This window comes from Microbacterium saperdae, from assembly GCF_006716345.1.
GTDB lineage: Bacteria > Actinomycetota > Actinomycetes > Actinomycetales > Microbacteriaceae > Microbacterium > Microbacterium saperdae.
In genome coordinates this window covers 2,207,213-2,228,043 of record NZ_VFOX01000001.1, presented here as the reverse complement: position 1 = coordinate 2,228,043, position 20,831 = coordinate 2,207,213, and the positions used below count along the sequence as shown (strand labels likewise).

Sequence of the window (20,831 nt, the reverse complement as noted above, 5' to 3'; positions counted from 1 at the left end):
TCGGCGTTGCGACGACCGCCCTCTCCGCCGCTCGTGCCACGCTGGAGTCATGACCGACGAACCGCTGCCCGAAGCTCTCAGCGCCGAGATCAACGCCGCCCTCGATGAGGCCGGAGTCCACTCCGATCGCAGACTCGTGATGCGGATGCTGCGTACGGCGATCCTCCTGGGAGAGGACGGCGCCGACCGCCTCGACCTGAAGATCGCCTCGGCGGCACTGGCCGAGATGCGCGACGCGTTCCGTCTGTTCGCCCCGTTCCGTGGCGTGCCCAAGGTGACGGTCTTCGGCTCTGCGCGCACGCGCCAGGACGATCCGCTGTACCTGCAGGCGCGCGATGTCGCCGCGGTGCTGGCGCAGGACGGTTGGATGGTCGTCACGGGCGCGGGCCCGGGGATCATGCAGGCGGCCGCGGAGGGAGCAGGTCCTGAGCGCTCGCTGGGCGTCTCCATCCGACTCCCCTTCGAGGAGAAGGCCAACGGGCTGGTCGCGGGGCAGGACCACGTGGTCGCGATGAAGTACTTCTTCACCCGCAAGCTGATGCTGATCAAGGAGTCGCGCGGGTTCATCTGTCTTCCCGGCGGGTTCGGCACGCTCGACGAGATGTTCGAGCTGCTGACGCTCCAACAGACCGGCAAGGCCGAACCGATGCCGATCGTGCTGCTCGACGAACCCGGCGGCACGTTCTGGCAGGGGCTGCGACGCTTCATCGACCAGGAACTCGCGCCGGCCGGCGTCATCTCCGAGGGGGACTTCGATCGCGTCGTCATCACAGACTCCGTCGATGCCGCCCGCGATGAGATCACCGGATTCTGGTGGAACTACGACTCACTGCGATGGATCGGCGATGAGCTGGTCCTGCGTCTGCGCGTGGCGCCGACCGAGGCCGAGATCGACGACCTCAACGAGCGGTTCGCCTCGATGCTGGCATCCGGGCGGATCCGACGCGTCGAGCCGCGGCAGCCCGAGATCGCGGACGCCGATGTGCTCGAGCTGCCGCGTCTCGCTCTGCACCTGGAGCAGCGTCAGGTCGGGAACCTGTTCCGGCTGATCGGTGCGATCAACCAGCTGCCGTCTGCTGCTCCCGCGCGGTGATCCCGGCGGCGAAAGCCGCCAGGTCGACAGGGCGACCGAGGATCCGCTCCGCGGCACGGTGCCCGGAGTAGTACGCGGCGCCGACAGTGGCGGGCTCATCGCCCCAGGTCGCTTCTCCGGCGAAATGCAGCACCCCGTCGACCGGGCCGGCGAGGGCGTCATGGTCGTGGTGTGACGACCCCAGCGCGAGATGCGAGTAGGAGCCGATCGAGAACGCATCGTCGCCCCAGTGCGTGATCCAGTGAGCGACAGGTTCCCCCACGGCATCTCCGTACAACCGGCGCAACGCGGTCACCACATCGGCGACGACCTCTTCGTCCGGCAGGGCCTGCATGCGTCGTCCGAAGGGGCCGGCTGCGAACGTCAGCAGCGTCGGGATCCCACTGACCGCGGAGACGTCATACCAGGAGTGCCAGTGCTCCCCGGCTTCGCCCAGGGCCCGCAGCACGTAGCTCTCCGCGTTCCAGAAGCGTTCCGGGAACTGGAGGAAGATCTTGTTGAAGACGCCCATCCCGAGGCGATCGATCGGACCGGTGACGTCGTCGGGGAGAGCAGGATCGAACGCGATGCGGTCGGCCTTGAGCACGCCCAGCGGAACGGTGACGATGACACGCTCCGCCGTGAAGTCGCCCTGCGCGGTGGATACCGTCACCCCGTTAGCGGAGCGGCTGACCGCGGTGACGACGTGTTCGAGGCGGATGTCGAGACCGGCGCCGATGCGGCGGGGGAGTTCGTCGTATCCGCGGGGGAAGATGACCTCGTCTCCGTCGATCGCGTCCTCGTCGAGCCCGTGGGCGTCGAGGTCGCCGATCCACGCACCGCACTGCTCCTCGACCCGGTGGCGGAAGAACTCGCGGATCTCGTCGATGCGCTCGGGGGCGAATCCGCTGCGGTCGAGAGCGCGTTCGGTGACATCGAGGTAAGTGTCGCCGGGGGAGGAGGCGGCGATCTCCTCCGCGAGGGCGGCATCGGCGGCGGCGACGTCGGAGACCCACTGCGCTGTCTCTGCGGCATCCAGGGGGCGGCCGTCGCCATCGAAGTTCTCGATCGGTCGACCACCTGCCTGAAAGCTCCCGACGGTGTACTCCCACGTCGGGATGGCCAGCGCCTGCACGAGCTCCCACAACGGCGAACCGTCGATCCCGTGGATCCACGACGCGCCGCGATCGACCGGGAATCCGGCGGAGCGATCCGAGTGCATCCGGCCGCCGATCCGGTCCCGGGCCTCGAGTACGACGACCCTCTGTCCGGCATCAGCCAGCATGCGGGCACTCGTGGTTCCGGACATCCCGGCCCCGATCACAATCGTGTCGAACTCGGTCACTGGGTCCTCCTGCGGCGTCGATGCTCGTCCTCGGGGCGCCCGCCGTGACATGCGGCGGTGGGCACAGGGTATCGTGGTACGGATGTCGCGCGTGCACACAGGCGCGACGAGAGCTGAATAGGGAGGCCGTCATGGACATCGAATTGAGTCTGCTGCGAGGGATCGAGAAGGAGAAGGCGATTCCCTTCGATGAACTCGTCTCGATCATCGAACAGGCGATCATGACGGCGTACTCGAAGCACGTCGCCCCGGAAGGGCCGACACCCGAGGGTGTGCGCGTGGATCTGGACCGCAAGACCGGCCACGTCGCCGTCCTGCAGGTCGTCCGCGACGAAGAGGGCGCCATCATCGGCGAAGAGGATGCGACGCCGGACGACTTCGGGCGCATCGCGGCTTTCGCGGCCAAGCAGGTCATCAGCCAGCGTCTGCGTGACATCGCGGACGACGTCGTGCTCGGCGACTTCAAGGACAAAGAGGGCGACATCGTCGCCGGCGTGATCCAGCAGGGTCCCAACCCGCGCATGATCCACGTCGACCTCGGCTCCGTCGAGGCCATCCTCCCTCCCGAGGAGCAGGTCCCCGGCGAGGTTTACGCGCACGGCTCGCGTCTGCGCGTCTACGTCACCAGCGTCGCCAAGGGACTCAAGGGACCACAGATCACCGTGTCGCGCACGCATCCCGGTCTCGTCCGCAAGCTCTTCGCGCTCGAGGTGCCCGAGATCGCCGCCGGTCTGGTGGAGATCGTCGCCCTCGCTCGCGAAGCCGGACACCGTACGAAGATCGCCGTCGTCGCGAACGACCCGTCCATCAACGCCAAGGGCGCCTGCATCGGCGAGCTCGGCCGACGCGTGCGCGCCGTCACCGAGGAGCTCGCGGGGGAGAAGATCGACATCGTCGACCACAACCCCGAACTCGCCGCCTTCGTCGCGAATGCGCTCTCCCCGGCCAAGGTCACCAGCGCCTTCATCCTGGACGCGAACACCAAGGCCGTCCGCGCACTCGTCCCCGACTACCAGTTGTCGCTGGCGATCGGCAAGGAAGGGCAGAACGCCCGTCTGGCAGCCAAGCTCACCGGGGCGAAGATCGACATCCAGCCGGACAGCGTGCTCGACTGATCGCATCGGATCCGGCCGACGCGGTCGCCGCGCGCGCGATGCGAGACGGAACGCAGGTGTAAGATGGAACCCGTACGAACGTGCGTCGGTTGTCGCACGCGTGCTCCCCGCTCCACCCTGCTCAGGGTGGTGTCCCAGAACGACATCCTCGTCTCCGATGAGCGTGCTGTTCTGCCGGGGCGCGGCGCGTGGGTGCATCCGACACCCGAATGCATGGAAGCTGCTCTGCGGCGACGCGCCTTCGGACGAGCACTGCGTGTGACCACTCAGCTGGACACACGGACCTTCGAACAGAACCCACCAAGAAACAAAGGCTGAACAGCTATGGAAACAAAGTGAACGGCTCGAAATGAGACCCGTCCGCGACTAGTGGTCTGCCCTGTCTGGGTAGACCAACTCAGACAGGAGAATTGTGGCTGGTAAACCACGCGTACATGAGATCGCCGCCGAACTCGGCGTCGACAGCAAGATCGCACTTGCAAAGCTCAAGGAACTCGGCGAGTTCGTCAAGAGCCCGTCATCGACCATCGAACCGCCGGTAGCACGCAAGCTGCGTGCGGCGATCGAGGCCGATGCGTCACTCAAGCCTGCCGCTGATGCGGCACCGGCGGCGGCCAAGCCTGCGGCGAAGCCCGCCGGCAAGCCCGCTCCGACCCCCGGCCCCAAGCCGGGTCCCAAGCCTGCTCCGGAGGCTCCGGCCCCCGTCGAGGCTGTTCCGGTCGCCGAGGCACCTGTTGCCCCGGCCGCGCCCGCACCTGCGGCACCGGAGACGGCCAAGCCGGCCGGCGATGCCGAGGCGAAGCCCGCCGACGGCGGCGCACCGAAGCCCGGAGCTCCGCGCCCGGGGAACAACCCGTTCTCCTCCGCGCAGGGTATGGGCCAGCGTCCCGCGGGGCCGCGCCCCGGCAACAACCCCTTCGCTTCGGCGCAGGGCATGGGACAGCGTCCCAGCCCGACACCCGGCAACATCCCGCGCCCGCAGGCGCCTCGTCCCGGCGCCCCGCGTCCGGGCGCACCCCGTCCCGGCTCTCCCCGTCCCGGCGCTCCGCGCGGCGGTCAGGGCGGTCGTCCCGGTGGTGCACCGTTCCAGCAGCGTCCCGGCGGCCCCGGTCGTCCCGGCGGTGCCGGTGGACCCGGCGCCGGACCCGGCGCACGCCCGGGCGGCGGCTTCGCCGGTCGTCCCGGTGGTGGAGGCGGTCGCGGTCGTGGTCCCGGTGGAGGTACCGCTGGTGCCTTCGGTAAGGGCGGCGGCAAGAGCAAGCAGCGCAAGTCGCGGCGGGCGAAGCGGCAAGAGTTCGAGATGCGGAGCGCCCCGGTCGTCGGTGGCGTCAACGTCACCCGTGGTAACGGGGAGATCATCCGCATGCGTCGCGGCGCATCCATCGCGGACTTCGCCGACAAGATCGAGACGCTGACCGGTTACACGGTGCAGCCCGGAACCCTGGTCACGATCCTCTTCAACCTCGGCGAGATGGCCACGGCCACCGAGTCGCTGGATGAGGCGACGTTCGAGGTCCTCGGTGCCGAGCTCGGCTACAAGATCCAGATGGTCTCGCCGGAAGACGAGGACAAGGAGCTCCTGGAGGGCTTCGGTCTCAACCTCGAGCAGGAGCTCGAGGAGGAGAGCGAGGACGACCTCGAGATCCGTCCGCCCGTCGTCACCGTCATGGGTCACGTCGACCACGGTAAGACCCGTCTTCTCGATGCGATCCGTCAGACCAACGTCATCGAGGGTGAAGCCGGTGGCATCACCCAGCACATCGGTGCGTACCAGGTCTGGACCGAGCACGAGGGCATCGAGCGTGCGATCACGTTCATCGACACCCCTGGTCACGAGGCGTTCACCGCCATGCGTGCCCGTGGTGCGCAGGTCACCGACCTCGCGATCCTCGTGGTCGCGGCCGACGACGGCATCATGCCGCAGACGGTCGAGGCGCTGAACCACGCCCAGGCGGCGAACGTGCCGATCGTGGTCGCGGTGAACAAGGTCGACAAGCCCGACGCGAACCCCTCGAAGGTCCGTCAGCAGTTGACCGAGTACGGCCTGGTCGCCGAGGAGTTCGGTGGCGATGTCATGTTCGTCGACGTCTCGGCTCGTGCCGGCACCGGCATCCAGGACCTCCTGGACGCCGTGCTGCTCACCGCCGATGCCGGCCTCGACCTCACCGCCAACCCCAACAAGGGTGCTCGCGGTGTCGCCATCGAGGCGAAGCTCGACAAGGGCCGCGGTTCGGTCGCCACGGTGCTGATCCAGTCCGGAACGCTCCGGATCGGTGACGCGATCGTCGCCGGAACCGCCTACGGCCGCGTGCGTGCCATGGCCGACGAGAACGGCGAGCAGGTCCTCGAGGCCTACCCGTCGCGTCCGGTGCAGGTGCAGGGTCTGAACTCCGTGCCCCGTGCCGGTGATGTCTTCATCGTCACCGAGGAAGACCGCATGGCCCGCCAGATCGCTGAGAAGCGTGAAGCAGTCGAGCGCAACGCCCAGCTGGCCAAGGCCCGCAAGCGCATCTCGCTCGAGGACTTCACGCGTGCTCTCGAAGACGGCAAGGTCGAGTCGCTCAACCTCATCATCAAGGGTGACGTCTCCGGTGCCGTCGAGGCGCTCGAGGAATCGCTCCTCAAGATCGAGGTCGACGATTCGGTGCAGCTGCGGATCATCCACCGCGGTGTGGGTGCGATCACCGAGTCCGACGTGAACCTGGCGACGATCGACAACGCGATCATCGTGGGCTTCAACGTCCGCCCCGACACGAAGGCGCGCGAGCGCGCCTCCCGTGAGGGTGTCGACATCCGGTTCTACTCGGTCATCTACAACGCGATCGACGAGATCGAGAACTCCCTCAAGGGAATGCTCAAGCCGGAGTACGAAGAGATCCAGTCGGGTGTCGCCGAGATCCGCGAGGTGTTCCGCTCCTCCAAGTTCGGCAACATCGCCGGTGTCATCGTGCGCTCGGGAACGATCACGCGAAACGCCAAGGCTCGTGTCATCCGCGACGGTGTCGTGCTGGCCGATGGCCTCGCCATCGAGTCGCTGCGCCGCTTCAAGGACGACGTCACCGAAGTCCGTACGGACTACGAGGCGGGTATCGGCCTGGGCAAGTACAACGACATCCAGATCGGCGATGAGATCGAGACCACCGAGCTCATCGAGAAGCCGCGAGGCTAGTAGTCAACTCGAATATCCTTGGGCGTCCTTCGCTCCGGCCCGGCAACGGGCCCGTGAGAGGAAGGGCGCCCGAGGATTTCGTGGAGAGGGAGAGAACAATGGCTGGTGAACGACAGGCTCGTCTGGCGGATCGTATCCGCGTGATCCTTGCGGAGCGTCTGGAGAAGGGGCTGCGTGACCCGCGGCTCGGCTTCGTGACGCTCACCGACGTCCGCGTCAGCGGCGATCTCCAGCATGCGTCGGTGTTCTACACCGTCCTCGGCACGGAGGAGGAGCGGATCGCCAGTGGCGCCGCACTGACCTCGGCGACCGGGATGCTGCGCAGCGAGGTGGGACGCCAGCTGAGCACCCGTCTCGTGCCGACGCTCGAGTTCATCCCCGATGCGCTGCCCGAGAACGCGGACCACATCTCTGCGCTCCTCCGCGAAGCGCAGCAGCGTGATGCCGAGGTCGCGAAGTTGGCATCGTCGGCATCACACGCCGGAGACGCCGACCCGTACGTGCGCAACGACGAGGAGGACGACCAGTAACAGGTCGTCCGGTCCTTCACGCGCTCTGCGCGGAATCGAGCCACCACTCCTAGGGGTTGTTCTCCTACGGGGCCGCGGTCGTTGCTAGCCTCTGCAAGGCGAGTCGAACGGCTCGCGACGCTGAGGGGGATCGGCATCGACGTTTCGGGCGCGCACACCGGGGTTCGTATCGTACCCGCGGTGCTGGAGTCGCTGCTCGACATGCTCCTGCAGCATCATGTGAGCTGTGCTCCTCACGTGCTGACACGTCTGGTCGCAGAGCTCGGGGCGGAGTCCGCCACGATCCGCGAGGTCGCCGAGCGGCTGACCCCCGCGCAACGGTACGGTGCGGCCTCGCTGCCGACGCCCCTTCCACTCGTCCCCTCGATCGTCGAGGTCTTCGGAGCTCGAGAGTGGGCGGCGGCGGATCGAGATCTCCTCCTCGCCGTCTCGCTCTGTCTGGATGACCGTCTGGAACCCCTGCTCGACCTCGATGGACGCACGGCAGACGAGATCGCCGGGGGAGCTGTCGGCGCAGATCTCGTTCTGCGGGCCGGACGCATCAGCCTGGTGGATCCTCGTCTCGCGATCTGGATGCGAGAGATCAGCGGAGCCGGTGCCGTCACAGCGATGCATCTTCGGCTCGGTACCGTGTTCACGCGTCGAGGGGATCGGGTGAACGCAGCCTGGCACGAGGCCAGGTCATCTCTGCGCGGGCGTCCTTCTTCTGTGCCCGCGCTCATCCCGATCGCCCGCGCGCTGTCGGAGGACGGGCAATCGCTCAGGGCGTTGCAGCTGGCGAGCGAGGCGGAGAAGCATGCCACCGGAGACGCTCGTGATGAGGCGCGCGTGGTCGCCGGCGCTGCCGCGATCGGAGCGGGCCTGTCGGGGGATGCGGCGACCCACCTGAGCGCGCTGTTCCCCGACGGTGCCGAGAGCCACCGGCTGCAGGCTCTCGCGGTGCTGTTCATCGCGCAGTCCGCGCTGCGAGGCTCCGTGCCGGACCTGGAGCCCGGCGACTTCCGGCCGACGTCCGACGATCCGGCCGACTGGCACGCCTGGACCAGGGCATCGGCGCTCACCGCGGGACTCTGCGCGGAGCGCGGCGATCGTCGCCGTATGCGCGTCTGGCTCGATGCGGTGCGGGAGGGGAGCGCCCGTGTCGGTGCCCAGAGGGCTCTGCGCGACCCCGCGGTCGCCTTGAGCTGGTTGGTCGCGGGCGATGTCGACAGGGAGGACGTCGCCGGTGCGGGACCTCTGAGCGGGGGAATGCTGCGCGCCTTGCGGACGGCGCTCGAGGGTGACATCGACCTCGGTCTCCGCATACTCGCCACGGGCGACTCCTCGATGGGGTCTGAGGCTGATCCCTTCGTCGCCGGGTTCGAGAACAGTGCGCTCGTGCGGGCGTATCGGGCGCTCGTGGAAGTGCTGCTGCTGAGCTGGCGCGGAGACATCGGCATGGCCCGCGTGCATCTGGTCGCCGCGGCACGAGAGCTTCCCATCGCGCTCCCTTTCGCGGGGCTGGGTGTGGTCCTGGCCCGCCGTCTCGACCTCGCGGTGCGGGGTGAGCTCAGCCCGTACTCCCTGGCGCTCACGGAGGCGCTGCCGCCCGCGGTCAAGATCGATCTGCTGGTGGACCGCAGCATCCGCTCCTATCTCGGCGGCGACTTCGAGGACGCCGCAGCGGCCGCACGTCTCTGGCTCGACATGGGTGCGCCGCAGACCACGTTCGCGGTGCCGGGACTCGACGAGGTCTTCGGGGCGGCGGAGCCGGTGCATCGCTCTCCGCAGATCGTGCGTCCTCCGGACCTCGAGCTCGCCGCGGCGCTCCGGCTGCGCCTGCAGGGGGCATCGGAGGGGCGCTGGCGCGCAGAGCACGAGGAGGTGCACCGGATCGCACGCACGCTCCGCTCGCCGTTCGAACGCGCGCGCGTGGAGGCCATGATCGGAGTCCGGGCAGCGATCAGGGATGAGCGCGTCACGGCGAAGGCGCACCTGCGCGCTGCGGCGAGCCTGTTCGACGTGGCGGGCGCGAACGCGTGGAGCCGAGCCATGCAGGAGCGGATCTCTCGCCTGGATGAGGCGGACGATGACGGCGCTCGCGGGTTCGACCCGCTGGAGGTGTGCCGGCGTGCCTGGACGCCCTCGCTCACCGCGCGCGAGCTCGGCGTCGCGATGCGAGCCGTCACCGGAGCGTCGAATCGCGAGATCGCGGATGCCCTCCTGATCTCGGTCCGCACGGTCGAGGTGCATCTCGGACGGGTGTTCGCCAAGCTCGATGTGCGCACACGCGTCGAGCTGACGGTGCTCGCGCACCGTACGAACCGGCACCTCTGATCGGATGGCACCTCCGAGCGGGGGTCAGCCGGGGAGGGAGAGGAGTCCGTCCCGTGCTTCCGCGAGTCCGTCGGCGATCAGCGAGTCGATCGCCCTGTCTCGCTGGATCGCGTCGGGCCAGTCCGTGAGCAGCAGGTCCAAGGGGACGGCGGCATCTGCGGCGTCACGGAGCGCGCGCAGCACCGCCCCGCGGGCCTGTCGATCCGAGCCTTCGTAAGCGGCCTGCCGGCGTCGCGTGTCGCCGGTGTCGGGCCGACCGGCGGCGAGCCAGGCGCAGTCGATCGCGATCGGGCAGTCGTCGCAGCGGGGCGCACGGGCCGTGCAGATCGTGGCTCCGAGCTCCATCGCTGCCGCGTTGATCACGGCGGCGTCCCTCGCCGACGAGGGCAGCAGCGATTCCATCAGCGGCAGGTCCCGACGAGAGGGCGGAGCCGGCTGCGAGCGACCCTCGAGCGCGCGCGCCAGGACCCGTCGCGTGTTCGTGTCGACGACCGGATGGCGGTCGCCGTAGGAGAACACCGCGACGGCGCGAGCCGTGTAGTCGCCGATGCCGGACAACGCCAGCAAGGCATCGACGTCGCGCGGGACGATGCCCCCGTGGCGGGTCACGACTTCGACAGCCGCCCGGTGCAGCCAGAGCGCCCGCCGCGGGTAGCCGAGGTTCGCCCACTGCTGCACGACCTCGGCGGGGGTGGCCGCGGACATCGCAGTCGGGGTGGGCCAGCGCGCCAGCCACGCTTCCAGATGGGGGATGACGCGCGTGACGGGCGTCTGCTGCAGCATGAACTCGCTGACGAGCACGCCCCACGCGCCGAACTCCTCGTGAAACGCCGGTCGCCGCCACGGCAGATCGCGCGCGTCGGTCCGGTACCACTCCGCCAGACGCAGCGTCATTCCCTGCGGGATCGGGGACACGGTCTCGGGCACTCCGACAGCCTACGAGGTGCGCGGGTCGAGACGGTGCGCCGCGTAGGCTGGATGCATGGTCTCGCCCGGCATCCTTCTCGTCGACAAGCCCGCTGGACTGACCAGCCATGACGTCGTCGCCCGCACCCGACGTGCGTTCGGAACGCGCAAGGTCGGGCATGCCGGCACTCTCGACCCGATGGCGACGGGACTGCTGGTGCTCGGGATCGAGGGCGCGACCCGGCTGCTCACCTATGTCGTGGGTGCTGACAAGACCTATCACGCCACCATCCGGCTCGGACAGACGACAGGATCGGATGACGCGGACGGCGAGATCACCGCGCAGGCTGCACCGGACGCGTGGGCCGGCGTCACGCCCGAGGCCATCGCTGCGGGCATCGCGGCGCTCACCGGGAACATCTCCCAGGTTCCGAGCGCCGTATCGGCGATCAAGGTCGACGGGCAGCGCGCCTATGACCGTGTGCGGGCCGGTGAAGACGTGGTGCTCGCGGCACGCGACGTCGTGGTCTCGCGCTTCGACGTGGTCTCGGAGCGTGCGGGACAGGGCACCCACGACCTCGACGTGATCGTCGACTGCTCCTCCGGGACCTACATCCGTGCGCTCGCGCGGGACCTCGGCGCCGCTCTGGGCGTCGGAGGCCACCTCACGGCGCTCCGGCGCACCAGGGTCGGGCCGTTCGATGTCGAGGATTCGGTCACCATCGACGCCCTCGAAGGCGCGCCGACACTGACTCCGGCCGAGGCCGCCGGTCGCATCCTGCAGCCGCTCCCGGTGTCGTCCGACGAGGCGAGGGATCTCCGTCACGGCAAGCGGCTCGGGGGACAGGCGGCTCGCCTCGAGGGAGCCCTCGCCGCCGCGATCGACACGGACGGCGACCTGGTGGGGATCGTCGAGAAGCGCGGGCCCGATCTGAAGAGCGCCATGAACATGCCGCAGGTTGCCTCATGATCCTGTGGTTGACCGTCGTCCAGATCATCGTCGCTGTCGCGGCCGGAGCGTTCTGCCTCGTCGCAGGGCTCGTCGGCCGCCGCCCGAGCGACTTCAGCGTGGGTGCCCTCGCGCTGGTGGAATTGCTGCTCGTGGTGCAGGTCGTCGTGGCCATCGTCGCCCCATTGGCCGGAAACCCCCCGACCGGGGATCTCCTGGAGTTCTGGGTCTATCTGGTGTCGGCGGTGCTGCTGCCGATCGGCGCGGTGCTGTGGGCGCTGATGGAGCGCAGTCGCTGGAGCACGGTGATCCTCGGGGTCGCGGCGCTCGCGATCGGTGTGATGTTGTGGCGCATGCAGGTCATCTGGACCATCCAGGTCGCGTAACCGTGCGTCGCCGCGGAATCCGCTCGCCCCTGGCGGCTCTAGGATGGAATGCGCTATGAGCCCCACCGCCCCCTCCTCTCGGATGACCGGAATCGGTCGCGTCCTCGTGATCGTCTACGCCGTCATGGCGCTCGCTGCGACCGGACGCAGCTTCGTGCAGATCGTCCGCCGGTTCGACGAGGCGCCGCTCGCGTACTCGTTGTCCGCTCTCGCCGCCGTCGTCTACATCCTCGCGACGCTCGCTCTGGTTCTCGCGCGACGCCGCGGGTGGTACACGGTCGCCTGGGTGGCCATCGTGTTCGAGCTGACCGGGGTGCTGGTCGTCGGCCTGCTCAGCATCGTGCTGCCCGCGCTGTTCCAGCATGAGACCGTGTGGTCCCTGTTCGGCCGGGGTTACCTGTTCATCCCGCTCGTGCTCCCGATCTTCGGCATCTGGTGGTTGCGGACGCATCGACCTGCGGCTGTCGAGCAGCCGCGCGTCGAGGTCTCCGCGTGATCGTCTTCCGTGACCCCGACGAGATCCCGGCGGACTTCGGACCGAGCGCGGTGGCGATCGGCAAGTTCGACGGGGTGCATGCCGGGCATCGCGCCGTGATCGCCCGCCTGAACGAGAGGGCGGCCGCCAGCGGTGCCCGTGCGGCCGCGGTCACCTTCGATCGGAACCCGCTTGCGATCCTGCGGCCGGACCGGTGCCCTGAGAACGTCGTCACGGTCGAGCGCAAGCTCGAGCTCCTCGGCGAGCTCGGACTCGACGCCACTCTGGTGCTCACCTTCGATGAAGAGCTCGCCGCCAAGAGCGCGGAGGACTTCGTCGTCGACATCCTCGTGGGCGCATTGCAGGTCTCGACCGTGCTGGTCGGGGAGGACTTCCGGTTCGGGAGCGGCGGGGCGGGCACCCCCGCGTTGCTGCGCGAACTCGGACCGCGGCACGGGTTCGATGTCGACGTCGTCGACGAGGTCTACCTGCCAGGGTCCTCGCGGCGCGTCTCGTCGACGTGGATACGTGAGCTGCTGATCGAGGGCGACGTGTCGGGAGCATCGCGTGTGCTCGGACGCAACCCGGATGTGCGCGGGGTGGTGGTCCACGGACTGAAGCGCGGTCGCGAGCTCGGCTTCCCGACCGCGAACCTCTCGTCGATCGTCGACGCCTTCGTGCCGGCCGACGGCGTGTACGCGGGCTGGCTGGTCGATCACGACACCGGGATCCGTCATCCCTCCGCGATCTCGGTGGGGACGAATCCGACGTTCGACGATGTGCTCGAGCGTCAGGTCGAAGCCCATGTGCTGGGGGAGACCGGTTTGGATCTCTACGGACATGACGTGACAGTCGAGTTCGTCGAGCGGCTGCGGGGCATGGTCGCGTTCGAGGGCATGGAGAAGCTCGCCGAGCAGATGGCGGACGATGTGACGGTCGCCGCTCGCGTGCTCGCGGACGAGGCGTAGCCGACTTTCCGCGCCCTCGCGGACCGATATCCTCGCAGGCGGATCGCGATGGCGTAGACTGGGACGTAGTTCTCACCGATCCTCACGTGTCACACGTGCATCGGAGAGGACGAGATCTACTGTTCGTACGGTCCTGGCTCACGCCACACGCGGACATCGAGAACGGCTGCGGCATCCGGACGATGCTCAGGCCTTCACGCTCAGGAGGAGCATGCCGACTACGGCAACCGCCGCCACGCGGCGAAAGAAGACGTCTCGTCGTGACGATGAGGCACCGCTGATCCCGATCCTCGCGCGCAAGGTGCGCGAGATCGAGGCGAAGTCCCAACGGGGCAAGCTGGGGCCGACCAACAGGGTCAAGTTCCAGGTGATCGCCTTCCTGGTGCGCGAAGAGCGCGCCAGGGTCAAGTCGGATGCCGAGCTCGGCGACCCGGCGCGCGCCGAGTTGCTCAAGCGGCTCGACGGCGTCGCGACGATCCTGGCGAAGACGGCGGCGCGGGATACCTCTCTCATCCAGCTCCTCGAAGCGGACCAGGCCACCTCCCCGGTCGCCAAGCGCATGCGTCGGGACTGGCTGCTCGAATCCGGTGCCGAACTCGCTCCGGAAGAGCTCATCATCGCCGACGTCGCGCCCGTCCAGGCGCCCGTGGTCTCGGCGGCGATCGCCGAGCGTCAGGTGACCCCGGTCTCGGTGGAGGCCCGCCAGCTTTCGAACCCCTTCCTCGCGCCGGACCTCACTCCGCGAGCCACCACGACCCCTCGTCGTCGTCTCGACGGCTGGGAACTCATGGGGCCGCTCTACAAGGCGTTCGAGACCGGCGCCGGTGGGTCTGCAGCCAGCATGGAGCTGCCTCCTGCGCCCGAGTACGACCACCTCTCGCCCAAGGGGCTCGAGGTGATGGTGCACCAGTCGCGCTTCCTCGAGTCCGTGCGTGCGGGCCACCGCAGCTTCCTCCTCGCCGACGAGCCGGGACTCGGCAAGACCGCGCAGTCGCTGCTCGCGGCATCCGTCGCCGGCGCCTACCCATTGCTGGTCGTCGTCCCCAATGTCGTGAAGATGAACTGGGCGCGCGAGGTCGAGCGGTGGACGCCGCAACGGCGTGCGACCGTCATCCAGGGTGACGGCGATGACATCGATGCCTTCGCCGACATCTTCATCGTGAACTACGAGATCCTCGACCGTCACCTCTCCTGGCTGTCCTCGATCGGCCTGCGCGGCATGGTCGTCGATGAGGCGCACTTCATCAAGAACCTCTCGTCGCAGCGCTCGCAGAACGTGCTCTCGCTCGCGTCCCGCGTGCGCGAGCGCACCCCCGGCGGCAATCCGCTCATGCTCGCCCTCACCGGCACGCCGCTGATCAACGACGTCGAGGACTTCGACGCGATCTGGCGGTTCCTCGGCTGGACCACCGGAGAGAAGCCGGGTCCGGAACTCATGGAGAAGCTCGATGCCACCGGCTACACGCCGGCGGACAAGGCGTTCTATCCGGAGGCGCGCGACGCGGTGATCTCGATGGGCATCGTCCGTCGCAAGAAGAAGGACGTCGCCGCAGACCTGCCCGACAAGCTCGTCGCCGATCTGCCCGTGCAGCTGGACGACGAGTTCGGCCGCAGCATCCGCCAGGCAGAGCGCGAGCTGGGGGAGCGGTTGGCCGCCAAGTACCGCCGCATCATCGAGGCTCGTGGAGACCGCGGTCTCGCCCCCGGTGAGATCGATGAGGACATCGTCCGCATGGTCGCGCACAACGAGCTCGAGGAGTCGAAGGCGGCGGGCACCGGCGGTGACAACGTGTTCACGATGGTGCGCCGCATCGGACAGGCCAAAGCGCAGCTCGCGGCCGACTACACCGCGCAGCTGCAGCGCTCGGTGGGCAAGGTCGTGTTCTTCGCGAAGCACATCGACGTGATGGACCGCGCGGAGGCGCACTTCGCCTCTGTGGGCATCCGCTCGGTGTCGATCCGCGGTGACCAGACCACTGCAGCACGTCAGCAGGCCATCGACGACTTCAACGGCGACCCCGAGGTGGGGATCGCGGTCTGCTCGCTGACAGCGGCCGGCGTCGGCCTCAACCTTCAGGCCGCATCCAACGTCGTGCTCGCCGAGCTCTCCTGGACGGCCGCGGAGCAGACACAGGCGATCGACCGCGTGCATCGCATCGGCCAGGACGAGCCCGTGACCGCGTGGCGCATCATCGCCGCGCACACGATCGACACCAAGATCGCCGAGCTGATCGACCAGAAGCAGGGGCTCGCGGCTCGTGCGCTCGACGGCGAGGCCATCGATGAGGTCGCCGGCGAGCCGGCGCAGCTGGCAGCACTCATGCACCTGCTCCGTCAGGCACTCGAGTCCGCCTGAGAATGAGGTTAAGAATCGACCTTCTTGTCGCCGATTTCGGCGCATGAAGGTCGATTCTCGGGAAGATCGGCGATTCGGTGAACGCACCGTGTCAAGATCAGGGCTTTTCGGGCACCTCGAATGGCGCCCGGCCGCGCGCTGGCACTAGTGTCGATCGAAGGCAGCGTCGCCTCTTCCCCCTTTTCCCGAGCGTCTGAAGGCAACAGCATGAAGATCGGCATCCTGACGAGCGGCGGCGACTGCCCCGGTCTCAACGCGGTGATCCGCGGCATCGTCCTGAAGGGCACCACGACCTACGACATCGAGTTCGTCGGCATCCGTGACGGATGGCGCGGCGTGGTCGACGGCGACTTCTTCCCCCTGACCCGTCACGAGGTGAAGGGTCTGTCGAAGGTCGGCGGCACGATCCTCGGCACCAGCCGCACGAACCCCTATGAGGGACCGCGCGGCGGCGCGGAGAACATCGCGAAGACTCTCTACGGACACCACATCGACGGCATCGTCGCGATCGGCGGCGAGGGCACGCTGGCTGCCGCTGATCGTCTCGCGAAGGACGGCATCAACGTCATCGGCGTCCCCAAGACGATCGACAACGACCTCCACGCGACCGACTACTCCTTCGGCTTCGACACCGCGGTCAACATCGCGACCGACGCGATGGACCGTCTGCGTACCACCGGCGACTCCCACCAGCGTTGCATGGTGGCCGAGGTCATGGGGCGCCACGTCGGCTGGATCGCTCTGCACGCCGGCATGGCGGCCGGTGCCCACGTGATCTGCATCCCCGAGGTGCCGATGTCGATCGACGAGATCACCGCGCTCGTCAGCAGCGCCCACGACCGCGGCCGCGCGCCACTCGTCGTCGTCTCCGAGGGCTTCACGCTCACGGGGATGGACGAGGCGTTCAGCGACAAGGGCCTGGATGCCTTCAACCGCCCCCGCCTCGGCGGCATCAGCGAGGTCCTCGCCCCGGAGATCGAGCGGATCACCGGCATCGAGACCCGTTCGACCGTGCTCGGTCACATCCAGCGCGGCGGATCGCCTTCCGGCTTCGACCGCGTGCTCGCGACCCGTCTCGGGCTGCACGCGGCGGATGCGCTCGTCGAGGAGGCCTGGGGCAAGATGGTCTCGCTCCGCGGTACCGAGATCGTGCGCGTGCCCTTCGCCGAGGCGCTGGGCGAGCTGAACACCGTGCCGCGCAGCCGTTACGACGAGGCCGCAGCGCTCTTCGGCTGATCCTCGCAGATCCCCCTACACAGACGTCCGCCCCCTCTGCCGTCGGCGAGGGGGCGGACGTCGTCTGCCGTGGTGCTCAGTCGGCGAGGCCGAGCGTGTCGAGGAGCCAGGCGAGCTCGAACGCCCTTTCACGCCAGGAGTTGTAACGACCGCTGACGCCGCCGTGGCCGGCCACCATCTCGCACTTCAGCAGCACGTCGGAAGCCCCGGCTTCGCGCAGTCGGGCGACCCACTTCGCCGGCTCGACATAGAGGACGCGGGTGTCGTTCAGCGAGGTCACCGCGAGGATGCGCGGGTACTCCACCCCGTCGCGCACGTTCTCGTACGGGGTGTACGACTTCATGTAGGCGTACACGTCGGGGTCGTGCAGGGGATCGCCCCATTCGTCCCACTCGACGACGGTGAGCGGGAGGGACGGGTCGAGGATGCTCGTGAGCGCATCGACGAACGGCACGCCCGCGAGGATGCCGGCGAACAGTTCGGGGGCGAGGTTGGCTACGGCGCCCATCAGCAGTCCACCGGCGCTGCCGCCCTCGGCGACCAACTTCTCGGGTGAGGTCACGCCGTCGTCGATCAGATGCTGCGCGCACGCGACGAAGTCGGTGAAGGTGTTCTTCTTGTGGAGGAGCTTGCCCTCTTCGTACCACTGGCGGCCCATCTCGCCGCCGCCGCGCACGTGCGCCACGGCGAAGATCACGCCGCGATCGAGGGCCGAGAGACGCGCGACCGAGAAGCCGGGGTCGATCGAGTGCTCGTACGACCCGTAGCCGTAGAGGTGCACCGGCCGCACCTCGTCACCGGGCGCGCCGAACGAGCGCTTCCAGACCAGGGAGATCGGAACCTCGGTGCCGTCTGGCGCGGTGGCCCATGCGCGCTGCTGGCCATAGTCGCCGGGCTCGTAGCCTCCGAGCACCGTGGCGCGCTTGCGCAGCAGCAGCTCCCGCGTGGCGAGGTCGAGGTCGTAGACCGTTCCGGGTGTCACGAACGAGGTGTAGCTGAGGCGCAGATACGGGGAGTGCCACTCCGGGTTGCCGCTGACACCGGCAGAGTACAGCGGCTCGTCGAACGCGAGCTCGTCGACCGCATCCGAGGAGTAGTCGAGAAGTCCGATGCGCTCGAGGCCCTCGCTGCGGTACTCGATCGTGGCGAAGTCGCGGAACGCGTCCATCCCGAGCAGTCGCCGACCCGCCACGTGCGGAACGACCACGTGGACATCGCCGGCCGGCGCGGCGGCGGCGACCGAGACGAGCTCGAAGTCCAGCGCATCCCTGTTGTGCAGGATGAAGAGTCGGTCCTCTCCGGCGACGACGGCGTGATCGACCGAGTACTCGACACCCTCTTCGCGGGGCCAGACCAGCTGGGGCTCCGCCGTGATCTCTCCCGTCAGGTCGACCAGATACTCCTCGCTCGTGATGCTGGATCCGACACCGATCACCAGGTAGCGGCGGCTGCGGGTGATGCCCGCACCGAGCCAGAACTTCTCGTCGGCCTCGTGGAAGAGAGAGATGTCGTCGGTCACCGGCGTGCCGAGACGGTGCAGCCAGAGCGTGTCGGGACGCCAGGCGTCGTCGCGCGTCGTGTAGATGATCGAGGTGCCGTCCGGCGTGAAGAAGGCACTCGCGGTCCCAGGGATCTCGTCGTCGAGTGTCACTCCGGTGGTCAGGTCGCGCACGTGCACGGTGTAGACCTCGTCGCCCTCGAAGTCCGTCGACCACAGGAGCAGGGAGGAGTCATCGGTCGTGTCGAACGCGCCCAAGGAGAAGAACTCGTGCCCTTCCGCCTCGACGTTCCCGTCGAGCAGCACGATCTCGCCGGGGACCGCGACGCCGGGCTCGAGCACGGGAGGAGTCCAGTCGTCGGGTGCCGCCGCGGCTCGGCAGTGGATGCCGTACTGGGCCCCCTCCTCGGTGCGGCTGTAGTACCACCACTCGCCACGGCGTGTGGGGACGGAGAGATCGGTCTCCTGCACGCGTCCCTTGATCTCCTGGAACAGCTGCTCGCGCAGACCCTCCAGATGCGCCGTCTCGGCATCCGTGTGGGCGTTCTCCGCCTCGAGATGGGCGATGACCTCGGGGGAGTCCTTCTCCCGGAGCCACTCGTACGGGTCTTCCACGGTGTCCCCGTGGAAGGTGCGCGAGGTCGGACGGCGGGAGGCGATCGGGGCATCAGTCACCGCTCCACGCTATCCCAGGTGAAGTTGACCGGCGCCGGGGAGGGTGGGAGGATTCATCGGGGCCGGTTAACGGAAGTCAAACCCACGGTGAACTCTTCGTTCGTCACGTCGATCCCGTCGACATCTCATTCTTCCTCAAACGACCGAAAGCGAACGGTGGAAACCGCAGCCCTCATCGTCGTGCTGGTTATCCTGCTGGCACTCTTCTTCGACTTCACCAACGGCTTTCACGACACCGCGAACGCGATGGCCACACCGATCGCGACGGGTGCGCTGAAGCCCAAGACAGCTGTTCTCCTCGCAGCGGTCCTCAATCTCGTCGGCGCGTTCCTGTCGACCGAGGTCTCCAAGACCGTGTCTCACGGGATCATCCATGAGGACGGGATCAAGGCGGACATCTTCCTGCCGATGATCTTCGCCGGCCTCATCGGCGCGATCACCTGGAACATGCTCACCTGGCTCCTCGGTCTGCCCTCGAGCTCCTCGCACGCGCTGTTCGGCGGCCTCATCGGAGCCACGCTGGTCGGCGTCGGCGCGAGCGGCATCGACTTCGGGATGGTGCTCTCGAAGATCATCCTTCCGGCGCTGATCGCTCCCGTCACCGCGGGGATCATCGCCTTCGCCGCGACGAAGATCGCGTATTCGATCACCCGGCGGTACGACAACAAGCCCGATGGGCGCGACGGCTTCCGCTGGGGTCAGATCTTCACCTCTTCGCTCGTGGCTCTCGCCCACGGCACCAACGACGCGCAGAAGACCATGGGCGTCATCACGCTGGCCCTGATCACGGTCGGATGGCAGAGCTCCACGCAGGCCGATCCGTACCTGTGGGTCATCATCGCGTGTGCCGTGACGATCGCGCTCGGAACCTACCTGGGCGGATGGCGCATCATCCGCACGCTCGGCAAGGGACTCACCGATGTGAAGCCCGCGCAGGGATTCTCCGCGGAGAGCTCGACGGCCGCGACGATCCTCGCCTCGAGCGCTTTCGGCTTCGCCCTGTCCACGACCCAGGTTGCTTCCGGTTCCGTCATCGGATCCGGGCTCGGACGCCGCGGGTCCAGCGTGCGCTGGAGCACGGCAGGTCGGATCGCGATCGGCTGGCTCCTCACCCTTCCCGCCGCGGGTGCCGTGGGCGCTCTGGCGGCTCTGCTCATCAACTGGCTGGGGAACTGGGGCATCTTCATCGATGCCGTGCTCGCACTCGTCGTGATCATCGGTCTCTTCCTGCGCTCGCGTCGTGACGCTGTGACCTCCGCCAACGCGATGAGCGATGTCGCCGAGTCCGGCCTGGCGATCGAGCTCCCAGACACTCCGCCGCCGACGCGCCGTCAGCAGCGCATCGAGCGCGCGAAGGCCGAGGCGAAGGCTCGTGCGCTGGCACGCGAGAAGGCGAAGGCCGAGGCCAAGCAGAAGGCCGCCAAGAAGGCGCGCGGCAAGGGTGCTCCCTCCGCGGCGAAGGTCGAAGAACCCGAGACGACGCGCAGCGAGGAGTCGAAATGAACGTCGAGATCGACTGGTCTGCCTTCCTCCTGGTGTTCGTCGCGGCGCTCGTCGGTGCGGCATCCATCGTCACGTTCTATGCGGTCGGACTGCGTCTCCTGGTGCGCAGCGGCCGATCGCCGGTCGTCAGTCCTGCGGAGTTCACGGATGCCATCACGGTGATCACCGAGAAGGATCTGCGCCGCGCCGCGAAGCAGGCGGCCAAAGCCGCGAAGAAGAGCCCCCTGAGCGAAGGGCAGAAGACGCTGTCCCTGGTCGGTGCCTATGCCTGCTTCGGGCTGTGCGCCGTCGCGGTCGTGGCCGGCATCCTGATCATCGTCGTCGGGCACTGA

Annotated in this window: 17 protein-coding genes; 14 read left to right on the top strand and 3 right to left on the bottom strand. The window is 68.2% G+C overall.

What is annotated here, in order from left to right:
* The first annotated feature begins 49 nt into the window (after positions 1 to 49).
* Positions 50 to 1,093, top strand: a complete 1,044-nt coding sequence (locus FB560_RS10655; protein WP_141872337.1) for an LOG family protein — start codon at positions 50 to 52, stop codon at positions 1,091 to 1,093.
* Here the strand turns inward: FB560_RS10655 and FB560_RS10650 are convergent.
* Positions 1,059 to 2,417 (bottom strand): flavin monoamine oxidase family protein, encoded by a 1,359-nt coding sequence (locus FB560_RS10650; protein ID WP_141872336.1) that lies wholly within the window; start codon positions 2,415 to 2,417, stop codon positions 1,059 to 1,061. The two genes, FB560_RS10655 and FB560_RS10650, sit on opposite strands and share 35 nt — an antisense overlap.
* A gap of 131 nt (positions 2,418 to 2,548) precedes the next feature.
* Between FB560_RS10650 and nusA the strand changes: the two genes are divergently transcribed.
* The 5 genes from nusA to FB560_RS10625 all read left to right on the top strand — a co-directional run bounded on the left by nusA (position 2,549) and on the right by FB560_RS10625 (position 9,547).
* Entirely contained in the window at positions 2,549 to 3,532 is a 984-nt protein-coding gene (gene nusA / locus FB560_RS10645) for a transcription termination factor NusA (protein ID WP_141872335.1), read from the top strand.
* 63 nt (positions 3,533 to 3,595) lie between these two features.
* A complete protein-coding gene (locus FB560_RS10640) occupies positions 3,596 to 3,850 on the top strand; it encodes a YlxR family protein (RefSeq protein ID WP_141872334.1) in 255 nt (84 codons plus the stop codon).
* Between the two features lie 94 nt (positions 3,851 to 3,944).
* A complete protein-coding gene (gene infB, locus FB560_RS10635; RefSeq protein WP_141872333.1) occupies positions 3,945 to 6,701 on the top strand; it encodes a translation initiation factor IF-2 in 2,757 nt (918 codons plus the stop codon).
* Between the two features lie 98 nt (positions 6,702 to 6,799).
* Positions 6,800 to 7,231: a 30S ribosome-binding factor RbfA gene (gene rbfA, locus FB560_RS10630; protein WP_141872332.1), complete on the top strand. Its 432-nt coding sequence runs from the start codon at positions 6,800 to 6,802 to the stop codon at positions 7,229 to 7,231.
* Between the two features lie 180 nt (positions 7,232 to 7,411).
* Positions 7,412 to 9,547 carry a helix-turn-helix domain-containing protein gene (locus FB560_RS10625; RefSeq protein WP_141872331.1) on the top strand — a complete coding sequence of 712 codons (2,136 nt, stop codon included), beginning with the start codon at positions 7,412 to 7,414 and terminating at the stop codon, positions 9,545 to 9,547.
* Between the two features lie 24 nt (positions 9,548 to 9,571).
* On the opposite strand, the gene FB560_RS10620 is transcribed toward FB560_RS10625, so the two are convergent.
* Positions 9,572 to 10,441, bottom strand: coding sequence for an HhH-GPD family protein (locus FB560_RS10620; RefSeq protein ID WP_141873211.1), 870 nt, complete (start codon positions 10,439 to 10,441; stop codon positions 9,572 to 9,574).
* An 88-nt stretch (positions 10,442 to 10,529) separates the two neighbouring features.
* Between FB560_RS10620 and truB the strand changes: the two genes are divergently transcribed.
* From truB to FB560_RS10590, 6 genes are all read left to right on the top strand, one after another.
* Complete coding sequence (gene truB, locus FB560_RS10615) at positions 10,530 to 11,423, top strand: tRNA pseudouridine(55) synthase TruB (protein WP_141872330.1); 894 nt, start codon at positions 10,530 to 10,532, stop codon at positions 11,421 to 11,423.
* Entirely contained in the window at positions 11,420 to 11,788 is a 369-nt protein-coding gene (locus FB560_RS10610) for a hypothetical protein (protein WP_141872329.1), read from the top strand. Before truB ends, FB560_RS10610 begins: the two co-directional genes overlap by 4 nt.
* 82 nt (positions 11,789 to 11,870) lie before the next feature.
* The gene (locus FB560_RS10605; RefSeq protein WP_188895221.1) at positions 11,871 to 12,284 is read left to right on the top strand and encodes a hypothetical protein; all 414 of its coding nucleotides are present in this window, start codon (positions 11,871 to 11,873) and stop codon (positions 12,282 to 12,284) included.
* Positions 12,281 to 13,231, top strand: a complete 951-nt coding sequence (locus tag FB560_RS10600) for a bifunctional riboflavin kinase/FAD synthetase (RefSeq protein WP_141872327.1) — start codon at positions 12,281 to 12,283, stop codon at positions 13,229 to 13,231. Before FB560_RS10605 ends, FB560_RS10600 begins: the two co-directional genes overlap by 4 nt.
* A 211-nt stretch (positions 13,232 to 13,442) precedes the next feature.
* Positions 13,443 to 15,587 carry a DEAD/DEAH box helicase gene (locus tag FB560_RS10595; RefSeq protein WP_141872326.1) on the top strand — a complete coding sequence of 715 codons (2,145 nt, stop codon included), beginning with the start codon at positions 13,443 to 13,445 and terminating at the stop codon, positions 15,585 to 15,587.
* Between the two features lie 207 nt (positions 15,588 to 15,794).
* Positions 15,795 to 16,823, top strand: a complete 1,029-nt coding sequence (locus tag FB560_RS10590) for an ATP-dependent 6-phosphofructokinase (protein ID WP_141872325.1) — start codon at positions 15,795 to 15,797, stop codon at positions 16,821 to 16,823.
* A gap of 76 nt (positions 16,824 to 16,899) precedes the next feature.
* On the opposite strand, the gene FB560_RS10585 is transcribed toward FB560_RS10590, so the two are convergent.
* Positions 16,900 to 18,996 carry a S9 family peptidase gene (locus FB560_RS10585; RefSeq protein WP_141872324.1) on the bottom strand — a complete coding sequence of 699 codons (2,097 nt, stop codon included), beginning with the start codon at positions 18,994 to 18,996 and terminating at the stop codon, positions 16,900 to 16,902.
* A gap of 156 nt (positions 18,997 to 19,152) precedes the next feature.
* Here FB560_RS10585 and FB560_RS10580 point away from each other — a divergent pair, with 156 nt between their 5' ends.
* Together FB560_RS10580 and FB560_RS10575 are read left to right on the top strand one after the other, a co-directional pair.
* Positions 19,153 to 20,499 carry an inorganic phosphate transporter gene (locus FB560_RS10580; protein ID WP_141872323.1) on the top strand — a complete coding sequence of 449 codons (1,347 nt, stop codon included), beginning with the start codon at positions 19,153 to 19,155 and terminating at the stop codon, positions 20,497 to 20,499.
* Entirely contained in the window at positions 20,496 to 20,831 is a 336-nt protein-coding gene (locus tag FB560_RS10575) for a peptidase (protein WP_141872322.1), read from the top strand. The genes FB560_RS10580 and FB560_RS10575 overlap by 4 nt, the downstream gene beginning before the upstream one ends.